This window comes from Hymenobacter siberiensis (assembly GCF_018967865.2).
In the GTDB taxonomy this organism is placed as follows: domain Bacteria; phylum Bacteroidota; class Bacteroidia; order Cytophagales; family Hymenobacteraceae; genus Hymenobacter; species Hymenobacter siberiensis.
The window spans coordinates 4,480,361-4,500,910 of record NZ_JAHLZY020000001.1 but is presented as its reverse complement, the minus strand read 5'-3'; the positions used below and the strand labels follow the sequence as shown (position 1 = coordinate 4,500,910).

The 20,550-nt window shown below is 61.4% G+C and carries 20 protein-coding genes; 10 read left to right on the top strand and 10 right to left on the bottom strand.

What is annotated here, in order from left to right; all coding sequences use genetic code 11:
- Window positions 1-28: 28 nt before the first annotated feature.
- Window positions 29-640: a hypothetical protein gene (locus tag KQ659_RS19915; RefSeq protein ID WP_216679485.1), complete on the bottom strand. Its 612-nt coding sequence runs from the start codon at window positions 638-640 to the stop codon at window positions 29-31.
- A 155-nt stretch (window positions 641-795) separates the two neighbouring features.
- Between KQ659_RS19915 and KQ659_RS19910 the strand changes: the two genes are divergently transcribed.
- On the top strand, window positions 796-1,545 hold the full coding sequence (locus KQ659_RS19910; protein WP_216690533.1) for a DUF4397 domain-containing protein: 750 nt from the start codon (window positions 796-798) through the stop codon (window positions 1,543-1,545).
- A gap of 129 nt (window positions 1,546-1,674) precedes the next feature.
- The gene (gene ahcY / locus KQ659_RS19905) at window positions 1,675-2,994 is read left to right on the top strand and encodes an adenosylhomocysteinase (RefSeq protein WP_216679487.1); all 1,320 of its coding nucleotides are present in this window, start codon (window positions 1,675-1,677) and stop codon (window positions 2,992-2,994) included.
- A gap of 177 nt (window positions 2,995-3,171) precedes the next feature.
- Here ahcY and KQ659_RS19900 read toward each other — a convergent pair whose 3' ends face one another.
- The 3 genes from KQ659_RS19900 to KQ659_RS19890 form a co-directional block, all read right to left on the bottom strand.
- Complete coding sequence (locus tag KQ659_RS19900; RefSeq protein WP_216679488.1) at window positions 3,172-4,200, bottom strand: LLM class flavin-dependent oxidoreductase; 1,029 nt, start codon at window positions 4,198-4,200, stop codon at window positions 3,172-3,174.
- 190 nt (window positions 4,201-4,390) lie between these two features.
- The gene (locus KQ659_RS19895; RefSeq protein WP_216685742.1) at window positions 4,391-6,619 is read right to left on the bottom strand and encodes a prolyl oligopeptidase family serine peptidase; all 2,229 of its coding nucleotides are present in this window, start codon (window positions 6,617-6,619) and stop codon (window positions 4,391-4,393) included.
- Between the two features lie 71 nt (window positions 6,620-6,690).
- Window positions 6,691-7,761: a hypothetical protein gene (locus KQ659_RS19890; protein WP_216685743.1), complete on the bottom strand. Its 1,071-nt coding sequence runs from the start codon at window positions 7,759-7,761 to the stop codon at window positions 6,691-6,693.
- A gap of 253 nt (window positions 7,762-8,014) precedes the next feature.
- Between KQ659_RS19890 and KQ659_RS19885 the strand changes: the two genes are divergently transcribed.
- On the top strand, window positions 8,015-8,458 hold the full coding sequence (locus KQ659_RS19885; RefSeq protein ID WP_216690534.1) for a hypothetical protein: 444 nt from the start codon (window positions 8,015-8,017) through the stop codon (window positions 8,456-8,458).
- A gap of 620 nt (window positions 8,459-9,078) precedes the next feature.
- Complete coding sequence (locus KQ659_RS19880; RefSeq protein WP_216690535.1) at window positions 9,079-9,861, top strand: hypothetical protein; 783 nt, start codon at window positions 9,079-9,081, stop codon at window positions 9,859-9,861.
- Between the two features lie 108 nt (window positions 9,862-9,969).
- Here the strand turns inward: KQ659_RS19880 and KQ659_RS19875 are convergent, their stop codons facing one another.
- Window positions 9,970-10,971 (bottom strand): sugar phosphate nucleotidyltransferase, encoded by a 1,002-nt coding sequence (locus KQ659_RS19875; RefSeq protein WP_216679493.1) that lies wholly within the window; start codon window positions 10,969-10,971, stop codon window positions 9,970-9,972.
- A 214-nt stretch (window positions 10,972-11,185) separates the two neighbouring features.
- Between KQ659_RS19875 and KQ659_RS19870 the strand changes: the two genes are divergently transcribed.
- The 4 genes from KQ659_RS19870 (at window position 11,186) to KQ659_RS19855 (ending at window position 13,526) form a co-directional block, all read left to right on the top strand.
- Window positions 11,186-11,764: a LemA family protein gene (locus tag KQ659_RS19870; protein ID WP_168672560.1), complete on the top strand. Its 579-nt coding sequence runs from the start codon at window positions 11,186-11,188 to the stop codon at window positions 11,762-11,764.
- A gap of 81 nt (window positions 11,765-11,845) precedes the next feature.
- Window positions 11,846-12,304, top strand: a complete 459-nt coding sequence (locus KQ659_RS19865; protein WP_216679494.1) for a TPM domain-containing protein — start codon at window positions 11,846-11,848, stop codon at window positions 12,302-12,304.
- On the top strand, window positions 12,301-13,164 hold the full coding sequence (locus KQ659_RS19860; protein WP_216679495.1) for a TPM domain-containing protein: 864 nt from the start codon (window positions 12,301-12,303) through the stop codon (window positions 13,162-13,164). The genes KQ659_RS19865 and KQ659_RS19860 overlap by 4 nt, the downstream gene beginning before the upstream one ends.
- 182 nt (window positions 13,165-13,346) lie before the next feature.
- On the top strand, window positions 13,347-13,526 hold the full coding sequence (locus tag KQ659_RS19855; protein ID WP_216679496.1) for a hypothetical protein: 180 nt from the start codon (window positions 13,347-13,349) through the stop codon (window positions 13,524-13,526).
- Between the two features lie 148 nt (window positions 13,527-13,674).
- Here the strand turns inward: KQ659_RS19855 and KQ659_RS19850 are convergent, their stop codons facing one another.
- From KQ659_RS19850 to KQ659_RS19830, 5 genes are all read right to left on the bottom strand, one after another.
- Window positions 13,675-14,349 (bottom strand): sterol desaturase family protein, encoded by a 675-nt coding sequence (locus KQ659_RS19850; RefSeq protein WP_216685747.1) that lies wholly within the window; start codon window positions 14,347-14,349, stop codon window positions 13,675-13,677.
- A 36-nt stretch (window positions 14,350-14,385) separates the two neighbouring features.
- Window positions 14,386-14,973: a shikimate kinase gene (locus KQ659_RS19845; protein WP_216690536.1), complete on the bottom strand. Its 588-nt coding sequence runs from the start codon at window positions 14,971-14,973 to the stop codon at window positions 14,386-14,388.
- Between the two features lie 149 nt (window positions 14,974-15,122).
- Window positions 15,123-16,181, bottom strand: a complete 1,059-nt coding sequence (locus KQ659_RS19840; protein ID WP_216679499.1) for an ABC transporter permease — start codon at window positions 16,179-16,181, stop codon at window positions 15,123-15,125.
- A gap of 176 nt (window positions 16,182-16,357) precedes the next feature.
- Entirely contained in the window at window positions 16,358-17,515 is a 1,158-nt protein-coding gene (locus tag KQ659_RS19835) for a BT_3928 family protein (RefSeq protein ID WP_226930064.1), read from the bottom strand.
- A gap of 222 nt (window positions 17,516-17,737) precedes the next feature.
- Window positions 17,738-18,274, bottom strand: a complete 537-nt coding sequence (locus KQ659_RS19830) for a DUF1599 domain-containing protein (RefSeq protein WP_216679500.1) — start codon at window positions 18,272-18,274, stop codon at window positions 17,738-17,740.
- A 109-nt stretch (window positions 18,275-18,383) separates the two neighbouring features.
- Here KQ659_RS19830 and folP point away from each other — a divergent pair, with 109 nt between their 5' ends.
- Both folP and cdaA read left to right on the top strand, forming a co-directional pair.
- On the top strand, window positions 18,384-19,265 hold the full coding sequence (folP, locus tag KQ659_RS19825; RefSeq protein ID WP_216679501.1) for a dihydropteroate synthase: 882 nt from the start codon (window positions 18,384-18,386) through the stop codon (window positions 19,263-19,265).
- 180 nt (window positions 19,266-19,445) lie between these two features.
- Window positions 19,446-20,258, top strand: a complete 813-nt coding sequence (gene cdaA, locus KQ659_RS19820; protein ID WP_216685749.1) for a diadenylate cyclase CdaA — start codon at window positions 19,446-19,448, stop codon at window positions 20,256-20,258.
- The last annotated feature ends 292 nt before the right edge of the window (window positions 20,259-20,550 follow it).

The following is a 20,550-nucleotide window of genomic DNA, read 5'->3' as shown; positions in this document are numbered from 1 at the left end:
GATGACCTTATACGGGAAAAAGTAGCACTTAGCGCAACGCCCAGCGCAGCGAAAGTAGGGGCTGGCCGGTGGATGCGGCCGCAAAGCCCATGGCGGCCGGCTGCAGGCGCTGCCAGATGCCGCCGTGAACTACATTGTTATTATAGGATTTGACCGCCCGCTGCAGGTGCGAGTTGGTGTTGCGGTTGATGAAAACCGTGGCCAGCAGGCTAGTAACGAATACTCCAACGGCAATCTGCTGCGTCGAGTTGAAGTATTGCCGGTCGCCGTTGCCCAGAATCTGCTCGCCATAGAGGCTGAATGACCCGACGGCCACGAGGCGGTCAATCAGAAAAAAAGTCTTCTGGCGGCGGTATTCGTTGAGGTGGGCCAGGGCGGCGGTATTGCCGGCCAGGTAGGGGCGGAGCTTTTGGCCGAAGAAGCCGGCCGTCTGGTAATTGTCGCTGCTGGCCCCGGGGGGCAGGAAATCAAAATTGTGCTGGGGGCCACCCAGGCCACGGGCCTCATCTTCGGGTAGGAGGCGAACGCTGCCAGGGACTTGCTGGGCCAACGCAGGAGCTAATAGGTTAACGGATAGGATAATAGTGGCTGCGCCATGGAGCTGCCAATTAACTGGGCGCAGCTGGTTGATTTCGTGCATAGTAACAAATATAATGATGCTTAGAAGGCTGGAAAGACCGGGCGCGCAATATTTTCTGGCCGCCAACCCAACAAACCCAGGGTGTCACACGTTCAGGCCGAGCCGGCTAATCATCCGCTCGGCCGCGTACTTTACCATCCAACCGACTTTTTTCCATGAAAACATCCCTCGTATTTCGCCGCGCTATTCAGGCTATTTTGCCGGCTACGCTGCTGCTGGCCGCGTGTAGCAAGAGCGACACGCCCACGCCAACACCGGCTGCAGATACCGGAAAAATTGTATTCATCAATGCTGCCTCCCACGTTGCGCCCACCACGCTGAAGTTCCTGATTGATAACTCAGAGAAAGCTTCGCTGGCTTATGGCGCCAGCAGCGGGGGCTACCAGACCATCCAGACCGGTGCGCGGCCTTTGCAGGTGACTGCAAGCGGGCAGGTGGCTTTTACGCAGTCACTTGCGCTCGATAAAGACAAAAACTACACGTTTGTAGCTGCGCCCGCGCAGTCTTCCTCGGTGGTAGGCGGCTTGATCTTCCCCGATGACCTGACCATTACGGATGCCACCAAAGCCCGCATCCGGGTTATCAATTTGGGCCAGAGCGTTACCAACCCCATTCGGTTATCGCAAATCACCACCACGGTTAACGGGCCGGTAGTTGCCGATGTGGTGAGTAATGTTGGTGCCAGCGTTGCTTCGCCATTCGTGAACGTAACGGCCAATACCTACAGTCTCTCCATTCTTGATGCAAATGGCACCACCATCGCCCAAGTGGGTGATGGTACGGGTGCCGGCACGGGCACCAAAAACTATGAAGCCGGTAAAAGCTACACCGTACTGGTGAGCGGCACCAATGGAAGCCTGAACAACGACCAGAAGCTCAAAGCTTTCGTTTTGCAGAATAATTAGCCCAATACCGCCGTGGCTTTTACCACGCTACGAGCCCGCGCCCAACCGGCGCGGGCTTTTTTGTGGGCTGAGGCGAACAAAATCAGTATCTTTGCAGTTGAATCGCCACACAATAAATTAAACCGTATCATGGTGGAAACCACGACGAAGACGTACGTTCCGTACAAAGTAAAGGACATGGAGCTGGCCGCATGGGGCCGCAAGGAAATCCGCCTGGCCGAAGCCGAAATGCCCGGTTTGATGAGTCTGCGCGAGGAGTTTGGCGCATCGCAGCCCTTCAAAGGCGCGCGCATTGCCGGCTGCCTGCACATGACTATTCAAACGGCGGTCCTCATCGAAACCCTCAAGGCACTGGGAGCGGAGGTAACCTGGTCGTCATGCAACATCTTCTCAACCCAGGACCACGCCGCCGCTGCCATTGCCGCCGCTGGCGGAGCAGTGTACGCCTGGAAGGACATGACTGAAGAGCAGTTCAACTGGTGTATCGAGCAGACGCTGTTTTTCGGCGAGGACCGCAAGCCGCTGAACATGATTCTGGACGACGGCGGCGACCTCACCAACATGGTGCTGAACAATTACCCCGAGCTGGCCGCCGGCATCAAAGGTGTGAGCGAAGAGACGACGACCGGCGTGCTACGCCTGTACGAGCGCGTGAAAAACGGCACGCTGTCCTTCCCCGCCATCAACGTGAACGACTCGGTAACAAAGTCGAAATTCGACAACAAGTACGGCTGCAAAGAATCGGCTGTGGACGCTATCCGCCGGGCTACCGACGTGATGATGGCCGGCAAAGTGGCCGTAGTGGCCGGCTACGGTGACGTAGGAAAAGGCACTGCCGCTTCGCTGAGCGGCGCGGGTGCCCGCGTTATCGTGACCGAAATTGACCCCATCTGTGCCCTGCAGGCAGCTATGGACGGCTACGCCGTGAAGAAGCTGGCAAATGCCGTGAAGGAAGCCGACATCGTGGTGACGGCTACCGGCAACTGCGACATTCTGACGGAGGAGCATTTCCGCAGCCTGAAGGACAAAGCCATTGTTTGCAACATCGGTCACTTCGATGATGAGATTGACATGGCGTGGCTGAATGGCAACTACGGCCACACCAAGGACACGGTGAAGCCGCAGGTGGACATCTACAACATCGAAGGCAAAGAGGTGATTATCCTCGCCGAAGGTCGCCTCGTGAACCTGGGCTGCGCCACTGGCCACCCCTCGTTCGTGATGTCGGCTTCGTTCACCAACCAGGTGCTGGCCCAATTGGAGCTATGGGAGCGCAACGACCAGTACACCAACCAGGTGTACACCCTGCCCAAGCACCTCGATGAAAAGGTAGCCCGCCTGCACCTCGCCAAAATCGGCGTGGAGCTGGACGAGCTGACTACGCACCAGGCTGACTACATCAAGGTAACGGTGGAAGGTCCGTTCAAGTCGGACCTGTACCGCTACTAGACCACGGATTAGCACGGATTTTAGCGGATTTTGTAGTCGGCGCTATTATTCGCTTACGCTGTGTTTACCAACAAAAAGGCCACTCCTGAGAGTGGCCTTTTTTTGTTGGTAGGCGAGAGGACCGATGCGTGGCACGAGCGCCGACTACAAAATCCGTGAAATCCGCTAAAATCCGTGCTAATCCGTGGTCCGGATGGCCGGCGCTACCTGCGTACCCAACAGCTCGATGGAACGCAATACACTCTGGTGCGAGATTCCTTCGATGACAAGCTGGGCCAGGAACCGGGTGTTGTTGAACAACTGGCGCTGGTAGAGCAGCTTGGCGATGATATCCTCGGGGCTGCCCACCAGCAGTGGGCCTTGCGGGCCGCAGAGGTAGTCGAAATGCCGGCGGTCCATGGGCGACCAGCCGCGCTCGCGGCCGATGCGGTTCATGAGCTGCGAGTAGGGCGGGAAGAATTCGTCGCGGGCCTGCTCGGCGGTGTCGGCCAGGTGCAGGTGGCAGTTGATGGCGAGTTGGAGCGCGGCCACGTTGTGGCCGGCTTTCTGGGCCGATTCGCGGTAGAGCTCGGCAAACGGCACGTACTGCGCGGGCGCGCCGCCGAGAATGGCAATGGTGAGTGGCAGCCCCAGCTGCCCGGCCCGAATAACGGAAGCCGGTGTGCCGCCCACGCCAATCCAGACCGGGATTTTGGGCTGCGCGGGGCGCGGGTACACGCCTTTGGCATCGATGGCGGCGCGGTGTTTGCCTTGCCAGGTCACGACTTCGTTATCATTGATTTTCAGCAGCAGCTGGAGCTTCTCAATGAACAGCGCGTCATAATCCTTCAAATCCTGCCCGAAGAGCGGGAACGACTCGATGAAGGAGCCCCGTCCGGCAATAATCTCGGCCCGGCCGTTGGAAATGAGGTCGACGGTAGCGAAGTTCTGGAAGGTGCGAACTGGGTCGACGGAGCTGAGGACGGTAACGGCGCTGCTCAGGCGGATGCGCTTGGTGATGGCGGCCACGGCGGCCAGAATAACTTCGGGAGCCGAGATGATGAAGTCGGGGCGGTGGTGTTCGCCGAGGGCGAAAACGTCGAGGCCGGTTTCATCGGCCAGCTTACCCATGGCCAGCAGCTCCTGCATGCGTTGCGCGGCGGCATGGTCTTGGCCGGCGAGGTTAGCCGGGGCGATTTCGCCGAAAGAGCTGATGCCTATTTGCATAAGGGGGGATAAATCGGTAGGGAAAGCAATGGGAAGCGTTGGGACAGTGAAATGTCTATGAGTATTAAAACGTCATGCTGAGCGCAGCCGAAGTACCTCTATCGCAGTGCTAAATCCTTTCGATTGGATTAGTTATGCGGTAGAGATGCTTCGGCTGCGCTCAGCATGACGGCCTTTTACTGCTGCATCATTATTTCACTTCCGGCGTTACGCCCATGTTGGCGTAGCAGAAGCTCCACACGTCGGCCCACTCATCAATCTGTAGCTTGGTGCTTTTGCCCGCGCCGTGGCCGGCGTTCACATCAACTCGAATCAGGGTGGGGTTGGGGCCGGTGTTGGCAGCTTGCAGGGCGGCGGCAAACTTGAAGGAGTGGGCGGGTACCACCCGGTCGTCGTGGTCGGCGGTGGTAATCATGGTGGCGGGGTACACGGCCGGGGCCAGGTTGTGCAGGGGCGAGAACTTGCGCAGGTTCTCGAACTGCTTCTGGTCGGCCGAGGTGCCGTATTCGGGAGCCCAGTTCCAGCCGATGGTGAAGGTCTGGTAGCGGAGCATATCCATCACGCCCACGGCGGGCAGGGCCACTTTGCACAGGTCGGGGCGCTGCGTCATGGTTGCGCCTACGAGCAGGCCGCCGTTGGAGCCGCCCGCGATGGCGAGGTGGTCATAGTCGGTGTACTTGTTGGTTTTCAGGTACTCGGCGGCGGCAATGAAGTCGTCGAACACGTTTTGCTTGTTGGGCGTCATGCCGGCTTTGTGCCAGGATTCGCCGTATTCGCCGCCCCCGCGCAGGTTGGGGATGGCCAGCACGCCGCCGTTTTCCAGCCACAGCATGCGTGCCACCGAGAAGCCCGGCGTGAGCGAGATGTTGAATCCGCCGTAGGCGTAGAGGTAGGTGGGGTTCTTGCCGTTCAATTCAACCCCTTTTTTGTGGATGATGAACATGGGGATTTTCGTGCCGTCCTTACTCGGGTAGAACACCTGCGTCGTCACGTAATCGGCTGGGTTCACGTCCACCTTCGGGGCGCGGAAAACCGTGCTGGTGTTGGTGGCGAGGTCGTATTTGTAGATGGTGGTGGGGTAGGTGAACGAGGTGAAAGCGTAGTACACCGACTTGGCATCGCGCCGGCCGCCGAAGCCGCTGGCCGTGCCGATGGCCGGCAGCTTCACATCGTGCTCAAACTTGCCCAGCTCGGAATAGACTTTCACCTGCGAGCTGGCATCGTTCAGATAATCAGCAACCAGGCGGCCGCCTACTTGCGTCACGCTCTCCAGCTTGTTCTTGCTTTCGGGCAGCACGTCGTGCCAGTTGGCTTCAGCCGGCTTCTTCGGGTCGATGCGGACGACGCGGTAGTTGGGGGCCTTGTAGTTGGTGTACACCAGCACCTCGCCGCCCACGTTGCCGATGATGTTGCTGTTGAATTCGTAGCTCGAAATGAGCGTAGTCCAGGTTTTGGCCTGCTTGGGGTCTGCTAGGTCGCGCACCAGCAGCTGGTTGCCGTCGGCCTTGCCATCGGTGAGCGTCAGGGCCAGGAACCGCTCGTCTTCCGTGGCATTAACGAAGCGGAAGCCCAGGGGCATTTTCGCGTTTTCGTACACCAGCTGGTCGGCGCTCTGCGGCGTGTTCAGCTTGTGGAAGTACACTTTGTGGAACTCGTTTTTGCCCGAAAGGCCGTTTTGGCCGGCCTTGGGCGCATCGTAGCGGCCGTAGTAGAAGCCGTTTTTGGTCCACGACGTGCCCGATACCTTCACCCATTCCAGGGTTTCGGGCAGCAGCTTGCTGGTGGCCACGTCCAGGATGCGGACCTTGTGCCAGTCGGAGCCGCCGCCGCTGGTGGCGTAGGCCAGGTAGCGGTGGTCGTTGCTGAACTCGGTGCCGGCCAGGGCGGTGGTGCCGTCGGCCGAGAACTTGTTGGGGTCGAGCAGGATTTGCGGCTCCTCCGCGCCGCGCTGGCGGTAGAGCACCGCCTGGTTCTGCAGGCCGTCGTTCTTGCTGAACACCAGCTCGGAACCCACCTGCTCGGGCACGCCAAACCGCTCGTAGTTCCAGATTTTGGTGAGCCGCTCCCGGATTTTGTCCCGGAACGGAATCTGCTTCAGATAACCAAAGGTCACTTCGTTTTCGGCGGTCACCCAGGCCTTGGTTTCGGGCGCATCGAGGGCTTCGAGCCAGCGGTAGGGGTCGGCTACTTTGGTGCCGAAATAGGTGTCGGTGAAGTCGGTTTTGCGGGTGGCGGGATATTTCACGGGCGGGGGAGTGGGTAATTCCAGGCCGGCTCGCCGGCTGGGCTCGCCGGTTTCGGGCATGGTGGCTTCGGTGAGGGCCTGGTGGTTGGGAAGGGTATTGCGGGCGGGCGGAGTCGTGGCGCGACAGGCCGAAGCAGCCGCCAGCAGGACGGCCAGAGGTAAGACAGCTTTCATGAAACAAGGAAGAAAGATGAAGGCCGTTGCCAGCCGAAAAAAGAGAGTGAAACAACAAAGCGTATTAAAAATCAGTCCATCTGCACATCATCGGCTACTTCGCCGGATGGCTGGCCGGAAGCGGCAGCGGCTGCCGTGTCGTGCGCCGCCGGGGCATGGCTGATGGCCGAAGCCACCAACTCGGGCAGGTTGGCGCGCAGCCAGCGCAGCTCCTCATCTACGCGCTGGCTCACCAGGCGCTCCACTTCCAGGCGCTGGGCGGAGCTGAGCTGGTCGAGAACCGGCGCGGCCGGGGCATTGTTGGCCTCGGGCGCGGCCGCCGCGAGAATCAGGGCTTCGGCGCGCTTCACGCGGGCTACGGAGTCGGCCACGGCGGCACTGGTTTCGGCGGCGGCGGCCTGGGCAGCGGTGGCGGCGTGCTTGGCTTCCAGGGTTTCGCGGCGCTGCTGGCGGCGCCACTGGCCCAGTGTCACGCGCAGCATAATGTAGAGCACCAGGCTCAGAATGCCCAGAATAAGCGCCAGCGGGGCCGCAAAACGATAGAGCAAGCTGCCCGGCCCCGTAACCGGCAGGGCCACCGCCGACGTGCCGGCGGCATCGCGCTCGGCGGCGGCCTGGGCCTCGGCGGCTTCGGCCGGGCCGGGTGTGGCGGTGGCGGCGGTGTCGGCCATTTCCGGGGCCATTGCGGCGGCTACTTCGCCCAGGGGCGTGCCCGAGGTCACGTAGTTGGTAAGGGCCGTTTCGAGGGCGGCCACGCGGGCCATGCGGGCAGGGTCTTTGCGCCGGGCGGGCGAGCCTTTCAGCTTATTCACAATGGCTTTGGCCAGCGCCGCGAGCCGGGCCGAATTGTCCTTTTTACCCTGGTAAATGGTGCCCCGGCCCTCAATGGGCTGATATAGCACGCTGAACACCCGCAGGCTGTCGGGCCGGATGCTGGCGGCCAGCGCCGTCAGGTTGCCGCCCTCGCAGCGCACGGTGCTTTTGAGGTTGGGCCGGCCGGCATCGTCGTACACGAAGCGCACCGTGGCACACCAGATTTGCACCTTCGATTCATCGAGCGAGGGCTGGCCGAGGGGCGTTTGGGCGCGGGCGGTGAACAGCATGAGGGCCAGCAGAAAGGCCAGAACGAAGCGAAAAGTCATAAGCAGCGCGATTTTACCGGAAAAGTACGGGTTTGGGCGCTATTTATTATGGGTTTGATGCTACAGGGGCGATAAGCAGCTGCGGTGATGGCCGAAGGAGGAGAACGTAACGGGGCAGGTGGCCGGGTGAGGGTTAATCTTTGTAAGAAAAAGACCGTTTCGCTGAACCTACTATCCTGCTTGGTCCTTGCGGTGCTTGCTACACCTTTGCTAGCGTTGGGCGGACGCCGCCTAAACACCACACCAGTTCGAGATGAAAACCTCCCACGTGCGCCGGCCCCTGTTGCGAAGCGGCCTTGTGCTGTACCTGCTGCTGCCGGCCTGTAAGCCCCTAGCACACCGGCCGCCGGTGGTCGGTATCTATTGGGACCTAGTAGCGATGGGCACGGTGAGCCGGCTGTCTCCCCAGCCCCCTATCAATGGACACGCCAGGTACAGCTTCCGCTTTACGTCGGATTCGGTATACCACTACCTCAATGCCACCGAGCGCGAGGTGATTGACATCGGCCCGCACACCGGGGATTTCATCTATTCCCACCACTTCACCCAACGGAACGACTCCCTCTTTTTTGATGGTGGCCAATACCGCATCGCCTCTCTTAGCAGCGACAGCCTAGTGTTGAGCAGCGGAACTCACCGCCGCGTATACGCCGCCGCTCGCGAGCAGCAGAAAGTCAAGCGAAAGTTAAAAAAGTAACCCTCTTTTCGGTGAACCACCAGTTGCGGCCCGCTACCAGGTGCCCGCAAGCTACTGTAGCACCTGGGGTCTACGAATGAACGTTTACGAAACGCGCCGAGGGGATGCGTTTCGTGAACCCTTGCCTCCCAACAAACGAACGTTTTCCAGCGTGACCAAATGGCTCGGCAAACGCCGGCGCGGTCCCGGTGCGGGGCTGCGGCACCCCGGTACGGGGGCGTTCGGTTTCCATCCGGCAAGGGGCGAGGCCGGTACGGGGGCGTCCGGTCTCCATCCGGCAAGGGGCGAGGCTGGTACGGGGGCGGGCGGGGCGGCTCGAACGGACAAACAATGAAAGTATTTCTATCTTCCGGCTACCATCGTGCGTGCGGCGGGATTTCTATCCGTTCTTTTCCCAATTCCTTATGTCGTACACCGACACCCGCCTCTTCGGGGGTACCTACCAGGACGCGCTTACCCGCGCGTTTTCCCTCTAAAGCCTGGGCCTGGCCCGGCAAAAAGACCTGGCCGCCGCCGATGCCGACCTCACCCCGGCCTGGTTTGCCCAGCTCCTCGCCGATGCCACGGCCGCCCAGGCCCTGCCCGGCCTCGACCTGCGCCAGGCCGACCAGCACCAAACCGTGCTGAGCCGCGACGAGGCCCTGGACCAGGCCCGGCCCCTGCTGCAAGACCTGTTTTTCTACGCCAAGAAAGCCTATCCCACCACGCCCCACGCCGACGACCTGTTTGGCCACCGCGCCGTGACCGCCGCCGGCGACAGCCCCCTTCCCTTCAACACCGCCCTGCAAGCCGCCGCCCAGCAGGTGCAGGCCCGCGAGGCCGCCCTGCTCAAACCCGGCGGCATGCCCCAGGCCAAGATTACCGAGCTGCTGCGGCTGGCGGCCATCGCCCAGGCCAGCGGCGTGGATGTGAACGTGGCGCACGGCGAAGGCACCGTGGAAACCGACCAGTACGTGGGCCAGTTCAACGCCCTATGGACCCAGCTGGTGACCCTGAATGCTGCCGCCCAGGTGGCCTACCGCGCCGACGACGCGCTGCGCCGCCTGTTTCGCCTCTACCCCGATGGGCCGGAGGAGCGCAGCCTGACCGCCGAGGCCCCGGCCCCCGGCGCGAAAACGGCCACCGCCGCGCCCGCCCGCCGCGTCACGCGCCTCGACAGCACCCTGAGCCCCGACCGCATCCTGAGCTTCACGGCCCCGGCCGTGGCCGTGCGCGTGGCCCTGCTGCTGCTGCCCGACGATGCCCCCGCCCCCGGCGTGGCCCTGGCCGCCACCGCGCCTCGCCACCCCGCCCGCGTGCTGGCCGCCGACCTCGGCCCCGCCGGGGCCCAGTACCTGCTGCTCGAAAACGACCTCGACCAGAAAGCCAGCGTGAACGTGCGCGTGCTGCCCGTGGGCGGTTGAGGAAGGGATGTAGGGGCGAAGCGGTGCTTCGCCCGTCGTTGAATAGAATCTGCAACGACGGGCGAAGCACCGCTTCGCCCCTACATCCACCGACCCCTGGACCTCCGGCTAGCTGTAGTCGATTTCGGTATTATCCCCGATGTTCAGCGAGTGGTTCATGCCCCGGAACGAGGCGTCGGAGCCCACGATGCAGTCGTGCATTACGGCGGCTTTCAGCTCGGAATAGCTGCCGATGATGGAGTCGCTGAGGATGCAGTTTTTGACGATGGTTTTGTCGCCGATGGCCACGTTGGGGCCGATGATGGAATGCGAAATCTGGCAGTCGCGCCCGATGCTGACCGGCGGAATAATCACGGTATCGGGGTATTCGGAGTAGTCGTGACCTTCCAGAAACTCGGGGCGGTTCAGCAGGCGGGCGTTGGCTTCGAGCAGGGTTTCCTTGCGGCCGCAATCGAACCAGTTGTCGACCGGGCAAGTGGACATCACCTCGCCCTCTTCGATGAGGTGCATGAGCGCATCGGTGAGCTGAAACTCGCCGTGGGTGCGCGTTTCCGAATCGATGAGCCATTCAAGGGCCTCGGCCAGCTTTTCGGGGTAGGCCAGCTTGTAGAGGCCCACCATGGCGAAGTTCGATTTCGGGATTTTGGGCTTCTCCACCACCTTGTTCACGCGGCCGCTGGCCCCGGTTTCGACCAGGCCGAACATGCTGGGGGTTTTCACCTCCTTCACGGCCAGCACCGAGCCGGGCGTGGCCATGAGGGCGGGCAGGTCCACGTCCACAATGGTGTCGCCGAGCATGATGAGCACGCCGTCGGGGTCGTGGCGGAATTCTTCGCGGGCCAGCCACAGGGCGTGGCCGATGCCCTCGCGCGGCTCCTGCACCACAAACGTGGCCTTTAGCTCGGGGTACTGGCGGCGCACGTAGCGCACAATTTTATCGCCCAGGTAGCCCACGATGAACACAAATTCGGTGAGGCCGGCGGCCTGCAGGCGGTCAATGATGTGGCCCAGAATGGTATTGCCGGCCACCGGTACCAGGCTTTTGGGCTGGGTGTGGGTGTGGGGGCGCAGGCGCGAGCCAATGCCGGCAACGGGAATAACAGCTTTCATTGGGGTGGGGCTGTAATGGAGAAAGCGGGAGGACGATATATGAAGGCGTTTGGCGCAGCTAAGCAGCAAGCTACAACTACTAGGGCTAAGCTGCGTACTTTGCCCCAAACCCGGTAGCAAACCGGAGCAGCGGCCACAGGTTTTGCCGCCGCGCCATTACCAACCCCGAATACCCTTCATTAACCCCCTTCATTAACCCCCTTCACAACCCATCATGAAACGCTTTCTTCTCTATTTCGCGGGCCTGGCCCTGTTGCTCACCCAGTCGTCGTGCGGCTACAACGGCATGGTGACGCGCGACCAGGCCGTGAAGGCCCAGGCCGGCAACGTGCAAAGCTCCTATCAGCGCCGCAACGACCTCATTGGCAACTTAGTGAACACCGTGAAAGGGGCTGCCAAGTTCGAGCAAGGCACCCTCACCAGCGTGATTGAGGCCCGCGCCAAGGCCACCAGCGTGCAGCTGAATGCCAACGACCTGACGCCCGAAAACATCAAGAAATTCCAGGAAGCCCAGAGCCAGATGTCGGCCGGGCTGGGCCGCCTGCTGGCCGTGTCCGAAAACTACCCCGACCTGAAGGCCAACGCCAACTTCCAGGAGCTGCAGGCCCAGATTGAGGGCACCGAAAACCGCATCAACGTAGAGCGCAACAAGTTCAACGCCGTCACCAACGACTACAACACGTTCACGCGCTCGTTCCCCAACAACCTGTTTGCCGGCATGTTCGGCTTCCCGCCCAAGCCCTATTTCGAGGCCGACGCGGCCGCCAGCAAGGCCCCGACTGTTCAATTTTAATTGAGTTAAGAGTTAAGAGTAAGGGCCGGTTAGCAAATACCTCCCAAACTCAACTCTCAACTCTTAACTCCTAACTCAATCATGACTTCTCCTCTCACTCCCGCCCAGGATGCGGCGCTGGTAGCGGCCATCCGGCAGGCCGAAATCACGACTTCCGGCGAAATCCGGGTGCATATCGAAGATAACTGCCCCACACCCGAGCCGCTGGACCGCGCCGCCCAGGTGTTTGGGGAGTTGGACATGCACAAAACCGCCGCTCGTAACGGCGTGCTTTTTTACCTGGCCTGGCAGAGCCGGCAGTTTGCCGTGGTGGGCGACTCGGGCATCAATGCTGCCGTGCCCGACGACTTCTGGGAAACCACCAAAGAAGCCGTGCTAAATCAGTTTCGGCACGAAAACTACGTGCTGGGCCTGGAGCAGGGTATCAAAATGGTGGGCGAGCAGCTGAAGCGCTACTTCCCCTACGATGCCGCTACCGACCAGAACGAGCTGGACGATTCCATTTCTTTCGGCGGCCAAAAACCGTCTTCCGACGCATGAAAAATTCCGTGGCTGATGCCAGGATATCGACTTTATTCCGCTTCCCGCTGCTGAAATCGGGCGTGCCAAAACCGTGGTGGTCGCTGCTGCTACTGCTTTTGGGGCTGGTTGCGGCCCTCAACAGCGCGGCGCAGAACATTCCGCCCCGCCCCAACCCGCCGCGCCTCGTCAACGACCTGGCCGGACTGATGCAGGGCGGCGAGGCCGACCAGCTGGAGCGCAAGCTGGTGGCCTACAACGACAGCTCGTCGTCGCAAATCGCCGTCGTCACCGTTCCCAATCTCGACGGCGACGACATTGCCGACTACGCCCAGAAGCTGTACGAAAGCTGGGGCATTGGCCGCAAGGGCAAGAACAACGGCATTCTGATTCTGGTGGCCCAGCAGGAGCACACCGCCCGTATCCAGACCGGCTACGGCCTGGAAGGGGCCGTGCCCGATGCCCTGGCCAAGCGCATCATCAGCAACACGCTGGTGCCGGCCTTCCGCCAGAACCAATACTACGCCGGCCTCGACCGGGCCACCGACCAGCTCATTGCCCTCGCCAAAGGCGAGTATCAGGCCGACCCGGCCGACGCCCGGCCCCAGGGCCGGCGCGACGGTTCGGGCTCCGGCTTTCCCTTCTGGCTTATTATCTTGGTGATTGTTATCATCTTCACCATGCTGCGTAACCGTGGCGGCGGTGGGCGTGGCGGGCGCGGCAACCGGGGCTTCGGGGGCGGCTTTATCCCGCCCATCATCTTCGGCGGCGGCGGTTTCGGCGGTGGGGGAGGTGGTGGCTTTGGCGGCGGCGGTGGCGGCGGCTTCGGCGGCTTTGGCGGCGGCAGCAGCGGTGGCGGTGGGGCCAGCGGCAACTGGTAAAGCGCACCAGCAATTGATAGAAAAATAGCCCGGCCGAGAACCCCTCCGCCGGGCTGTTTTGTGTCGATAACCAGCGTTTGCAATGGCAGGGGCTAACCTTTTTGGCGTAGGCACAGTATCAGCCCTAACCCCGTAGCCTGCGTGCTATGCGCCTTTCACCTCCTTTCTTTCTCTTTCACGCCATGAACGCCTCCCGTCTCTCCCTCTTCGTATTCCTCTTCGCCTTGGCCACCACGCTCACGGGCTGCGATGCCATTGCCGGCATCTTCAAAGCCGGGGCCTACACGGGTATGATTGCCGTGTTTATCGTGGTGGCGCTGTTGTTCTTCATCGTGAACAAAATGCGTGGCCCGCGCTCCTAATCCGGCGCGTAGCAACCACCAAAAGGTAGTGGTACGAAGAAGCCCGATGGGCAATTCGTCGCATCATCGGGTTTTGAACCTCAACCCACAAAAAAGCGCGGCCCCCGTGAGGGAGCCGCGCTTTTTTGTGTCTCAGCCTGCCGGAAAGCTAGGCGCTTTTCTTGCTGGGCATGGTGCCGATGATGTGGTCCCAGAGCGTGCTGCTCACACCAAATGCCACTTCGTCCTGCCGGTAATGGTGCTGGCTGTGGTGCGTCCACCATACTTTCAGGAAGTTTTTGGGCGGCGAGTAGGCATGAATGGCGTAGTGCACAAACAGGTACATGGCGTAGCCAAACGTGAAGCCCGACAGCAGCCCAAACGCATACGAGCCAAAGCTGAAGCGGAAAATGAAAAACAGCAGCGACGCCACAAATACCGTGATGATGGGCGGCATAGCCAGCCGGGTTTTATCCTTGGGGTACTCGTGGTGCACGCCGTGCATGGTGTACTGGAACTTGGCGCGTCCCGCCGTGGTGGCCGGAATGTGGTACAAGTAGCGGTGCACCAGGTACTCTATCAGCGTGAAAGCCAGCAGGCCCACTAGAAACAGGCCCAGCGCGGCCACGCCCGTCATGAAGCCGTGCACGAGGCCGTAATACATGCTGATGATGCCCGTGGCGGCAAAAATGCCCACCGGCAGCGCGATGTGCGTGTGCGAAAGCCGCTCCAGCAACGGATTCTGGAAAAGCTGGGCTGAGCCCTTGTGTTTGGGCCGCACGGGGGCTGTGGCAGGCGTAGGAGCCTCGTTTACAGCCGGTTCTTCGGTGGATACTGATTGCATAGGGGTAACAAACGTCGAACGAATCAATTAACAAAATTACGAAGCGGGCGGCAATGTGGCGGGCAGGGCAAAACCCGCCCCCGCCAGCTGGGCCACCACGGCCGGCAGCGTACACGCCGCCGAGCAGCGCAGCCGCGCCTGGCTATAAAACTGACTTCGGGCGGTAAGGGTTTCGCGCAGCCAGGCTTCGGCCCCGCCGGCGGCAGCCAGCAGGGGGCGTTTGGCTACTTCCTCGGGGGGCAGGCGGGCGGCCAGCACGGCGCTGGGAACATCGAGCCAGAGGGTGAGGCCGGCCTGGTTGAGCAGCGCCATGTTATCGTGAAAGCAGGGGGTGCCGCCGCCCGTGGCCAGCACCAGCGGCGGCCCGGCCAGGGCGAGGGCATCGCGCAGCACCGCTGCCTCTATGGCCCGGAAAGCCGCCTCGCCGTCTTCGGCAAAGACTGCGCGCACACTGCGACCGGTGCGGACCTCAATGGCCACGTCCAGGTCCAGAAACGGGCGGTTGAAGTGGGCGGCCAGCTGGCGGCCGAGGGTGGTTTTGCCCGCGCCTGGCAGGCCTACCAGGCTCAGGTGCCCGGAGCCGCCGGGTACCGAAATGAGCGGGTCGATAGGAAGCTGCTTCATAATTCCTGCCCTTGTTTGGGGCGATTATATAGTGAGGTACCAAACGGTGCGCATGCGCGAGGCACCGCTTCGCGCATGCGCACCGTTTGGGGGAGCCCGCTGGGTGGGGGAGGGCGCGAAGCACCGCTTCGCGACTACATGCTAAATGCTTAGCTCAGTTTTACGCGGGGGTCGAGCACGGCGTAGAGCACATCTACCACAATATTTATGAGCACAAAAAGGGCCGCTACGAACAAGGTAGCCCCCATTACCACCGGGAAATCGAGGTTCTCCACGGCCCGCAGCGTCACGGTGCCCAGGCCTTTCCAGTTGAAGATGTATTCGATGAAAAACGCGCCGGCCATGAGCGATGCCAGCCAGCCCGATACGGCCGTAACCACGGGGTTCAGGGCGTTGCGCAGGGCGTGGTGCAGCACGGTGGCGGTGCGGCTCAGGCCCTTGGCGCGGGCCGTGCGGATGTAGTCCTGGCTCAGCACATCGAGCATGCTGGAGCGGGTGAGCTGCGTGATAATGGCCAGCGGCCGGATGCCCAGCGCCACCGCCGGCAGCAGCAAATTGCGCAGCACGAGGTGCCGCTCGCCGGTGAACGGGTCGGTTTCATACAGCTGGCCGGTGAGACTCAGGCCCGTGAAGTGGCTCCAGTAGAAGCCGAACGTGACGGCAATGATGATGGCCGCCACGAATGAAGGCACCGAAATGCCCAGTACCGAGGTGCTCACCAGTACCCTGTCGAGCCACGACTGGGGCCGCAGCGCCGCCACCACGCCAAAGGCCACGCCGCCCACGCTGGCAATGAGCATGGCGGCCAGCGCCAGCCACATGGTGCCGGGAAAATAATCGAGCAGAATGCGCAGCACGTCCTTGTTGCTCTGGAAAGAGCGGCGCAGGTAGGGCGTTTTCAGCACTAAGGCTTTGGAACCAAGTGGCAGCAGCGCCACGCCGCCGTAGCGGGCGCGGCCAGCCGAGTCGGCCGGGTGCAGGCCCAGGGGCGAAATATCGTTGAGGTAGCCCAGCAGGCGGGTGGGCAGGGGCTGGTCGAGGCCGAGGTCGGCGGTGATGGCGGCTTTGGTGGCCAGGTCGCTGCGCTGGCCGGCCAGCAGCGCGGCGGGGTCGCCGGGCAGCACATTGAAAAGCAGAAACACCGTGCACGCCACGCCCACCAGCACAAGCAGGCCCTGGGCTAAACGACGGAGGATGAAAGGGAGCAATTTCTAGATGTGGGAAATAAGGAAGATGTGGAGAATGTGGAGAATGTGGAAATATGATGAATGTGAAAATGTGAGAAATGTATTGGATGTGCTGAAGGTGCAACTGCCTGGCAGATATTCCACCTTCAGCACATCCAATACATTTTCACATTCACCATATTTCCACATTAAAACAACTACTGCAGCTTCTCCTCCACCTTCCCGATGCTGGGAATATCGTGGTAGTGGTACTTGCCTTTCACCACGCCGTCTTTCAGCAGCAGGAAGCCGGGGTTGGAGCGGATGATGGACTTGAGGACCGTGGCATCGGCGTAGTAGAAGGGCACGGCCAGGTTGGCGCTGTGGCGAAACACGTCGAACTCGGCCGGGCTGCTGCTGGTGATGACGAGCGGCGTGATGCCCCGGCGTGAGGTTTTGGCATCGTCGAGCAGCTTGTTAATCTGGTCGTAACGGTCGCGGTCGGCCTTGTCTACGTTCTGGATGATGAGCACCAGCTTGTTGCCGCGCAACAGCTCGGGAGTATAGTCGCCCTCATCGTTCCAGACCTTGAAATCGGTGATTTTGGGACCGGCTTCGGGGTTGAGGGCCGTCATGCTCTTGTAGGTCCAGGTCGAGTCGGGGTAGGTGGTGAACTCCTCGGTTTTGCCGCCTTTTTCCATGGTGTACTGGTAGCGCAGCGGGGCGCTGGCCTTCATGAGCTGGCCAATGTCGTTGCCAACTTTATAGGGCAGGAAATCGAAGTAGGGCAGGTGGCCCAGCGCCCGCACCCCAATGCCAATGCCAATGGCCGTGACAAAGGTCATGGTCATCACCCCAAACGTGCCCCGCACGAAGGAATGGCGCAAAAACCGCTGGTGCGTGAACACGATGGCCCACAGCGCCAGCAGAAACAGGTCTTTGAAAAACGACGTCCAGGGCTTGAGCTTGATGAAATCGCCGAAGCAGCCGCAGTCCGTCACCTTATCGAACGCTGCCGAATAGAAGGTGAGGAAGGTGAAAAAGACCAGCAGCCCAAACAGCGCCCACAGCACGATGCGTAGGTTCCAGCGCAGCAGCAGCGCCGCGCCCAGAATAACTTCGGCCGAGCTCATGAGAATGGACATCGTGCGGGCAATGCCTTTGAACCACAGGAAAAAGCCCGCCAGGCTGGGCAGCGAAACGGCGAACACCTCGAAGTATTCTTCCAGCTTATAAGCCGTGCCCACCGGGTCGTTCAGCTTGATGAGGCCGGAAAAAATGAATAGCGCCCCAAGCAAAAACCAGCACACCCGCGTGAGGGTGCGCAATGGGTGCGAGGCAGGAGCAACGGCGGTAATGGAGCTAGGGACAGACATAGAGAGCAAAGGTAAGCCGGGGGCGAAACGCAGGGGCGGGGCGTGGGGTTGTTGTGCGGACCTGCCATTCGTTGGCTGTCAGCCTGAGCATTCTGCACTTAAAGCAGAGACGAAGGACCGCATCACGGTTGAATAATTTGTAATAATCTAACCGAGGCGAGCGCGATAAGGTCCTTCGCAAGCGTACGCAAGATGAGGATGACAGCCGACGGATGACAAACGCTACGCCTCGCCCTCCAGAATCAGCGCAAATACGGCGTAGTTCAGCATGTCGCGGTAGCTGCCTTCCACGCTTTCGCTCACCAGGGCTGCGCCGCCAATGTCTTCGAGCTGCTTCACGCGGTGCAGCTTCATCAGAATCAGGTCGGTGATGCTGGCCACGCGCATTTGCCGCCAGGCTTCGCCGTAGTCGTGGTTTTTGGCCAGCAGCAGGCGGCGGTTTTCGGCGGCTTCGTGGTCGTAGGCGGCGGCCACGGCGGTGGCGGCCATGTCGAGGGGGGTTTCCCCGGGCAGGTGCAGCTGCATCAGGGCAATGAGGCAGTAGTTGATGATGGCCACGAACTCCTCGTTCACATCATCGGCCACGAGCTGCACGCCGGTTTCCTGAATGGTCCGGATGCGGTTGGCCTTGATAAAAATCTGGTCCGTAACCGAGGGCAGGCGCAGAATGCGCCACGCCGTGCCGTAGTCGTGGGTTTTGGCCAGAAACAGGGTGCGGCAGCGGGCCAGCAGCAGGTCGTATTGTTCGGGGGTAGTCAAGGGTGAGCTGGTGAGGTAGTGAACAGGTGAGTTTGAAATCTCGTCTCACGCCGCAAGTTCGGGGCATTAGATGGATATTGGCGCTTTCGCAACCTAGCGCTGTCGTTCCATGTCGCCAACCGTAGCTAACTCACCAATCCACCAATTCACCAATTCACTACGAAGCCCCCACGGCCGCCTGCTCGATTTGCGCCGGCCGCAGGTGATGGGTATTCTCAACCTCACGCCCGATTCGTTCTTTGCCGGCAGCCGCGTGGCCTCCGAAAAAGACCTGCTTTCCCGCGCCGAAGCCATGCTCACAGCCGGAGCGGCCGTGCTCGACCTCGGTGCCTACAGCACCCGCCCGGGAGCCGATGATGTTTCCGAAGCCGAGGAAACCCGCCGTCTGCTGCCCGCCGTGGCAGCGGTGCGCAAAGAATTCCCGCAGGCCTTTCTCTCGGCCGATACGTTCCGGGCCGGCGTGGCCGAAGCCGCCGTGCAGGCCGGGGCCGACCTGGTGAACGATGTGGGCGGCGGCACTCTCGACGCCGATATGTTTGCCACCGTGGGCCGCCTGCGCGTGCCCTACGTGTTGATGCACCTGCGCGGCACCCCCCAAACCATGAGCAAGCTCACGCACTACGAAGACGACCTGGTGCTCACGCTACTGCGCTATTTCCGCGACGGCCTGGCCGCCCTGCGCACCCTCGGCGTGACCGATGTGCTGCTCGACCCCGGCTTCGGCTTTGCCAAAACCGCTGCCCAAAGCCACGAGCTGCTGCGCCGCCTGCCCGAGCTGCAGGCGCTGGGCCTGCCCATGCTGGCTGCCCTCTCGCGCAAGAAAATGGTGTACGGCCCCCTCGGCCTCGGCCCCGAAACGGCCCTCAACGGTACCACGGCGCTGCACATGGTGGCCCTGCAGGGCGGGGCTAAGCTATTGCGGGCGCACGATGTGGCCGAAGCCCACCAAACCATACAATTATTTGCCAATACCTTTCCGATGGCGGAATAAAGGCCGTAATTTGAAGGGCGTATGTCATCCTGAGCAGCGCGAAGGACCTTAGCACCGCTGAATAGCCTGCAGCGGGTAGTCGCTGCAACTTGTTCGGCGCGGCCAAGGTCCTTGGCAAGCGGACGCCCGATGAGGATGACGAATGCTTCATCTAAGGCCCTTCTCTTTTTCTCCACCGCCATGACCGGCCCATTCCCCATCAATTTCCTGCATTTCGGCTGGATTGACGCGGCCGACGTGTTGCTGGTGACGGTGCTGCTGTACCAGCTCTATAAGCTGCTGCGCGGCTCGGTGGCCCTGAACGTGGCGCTGGGTCTGGTGTCGTTTTACCTGCTATACTTGGTGGTGAAGGCCACGGGCATGGAGCTGCTTACCAAAATCCTGGGGCAGTTCATGAGCGTGGGCGTGCTGGCCAGCATCATCCTGTTTCAGCAGGAAATCCGGCGGTTTTTGCTGAGCGTGGGCAAGGCCACGGCCCTGGAGCGGGTGCGCGGCTGGAGCTGGGGCCGCCCCGCCGAAACGACCCCGCTGGCCGTGGGCCCCTTCGTGGAAGCCGCCAAAAGCCTGTCGAACAAGTTCACCGGCGCGCTCATCTGCTTCACCCAAGCCTCCGACCTCACGCCCTTTGCCGAATCCGGCGACCGGCTCGATGCCGAAATCAGCAAGCGCCTGCTGCTCTCCATCTTCAACAAAACCTCGCCCCTGCACGACGGGGCCGTGATTGTGACCAACGGTCGGCTGCGGGCCGCCCGCTGCATTCTGCCGGTGAGCGAAAACTCCGACGTGCCGGCCTCGCTCGGCCTGCGCCACCGCGCTGCCATCGGCCTGAGCGAAATCACCGATGCCGTGGTGCTGGTGGTGAGCGAGGAAACCGGGGCCATGAGCCTCGTGCGCCACGGCGAGGTGCACCGCAACCTGGGTCCCAGCGAGCTGCGCGCCCGCCTGACCGAGTGGCTTCTGGTGCCCACCGCCAATGCCGCCGGTGCCCGCTAACCCCTTCGGCAATAATGGGTGAGGCAGAACATTGTAATTCATTTGCCTGATATCATCTATTTGATAGTCAGATATTTGGGTTATGATTTGGCAGGCGATGGCGATGGCGGCGGGTGGGGACTGATTAGGTTTCTGAGTTTTTGTTTTTTACTTTTCTAGGAGCGTTCTGTGCTGTGCCTTTCAGGTAGTTGCAGTTTGGTGCGATTCACCCATCGCCTTTGTCAGCCAAATGCCGCTGCCAGCCAGGGCCGGCACTGGCTCGGTTTGTTGCGCTACCACCCGGTTGCTTTTT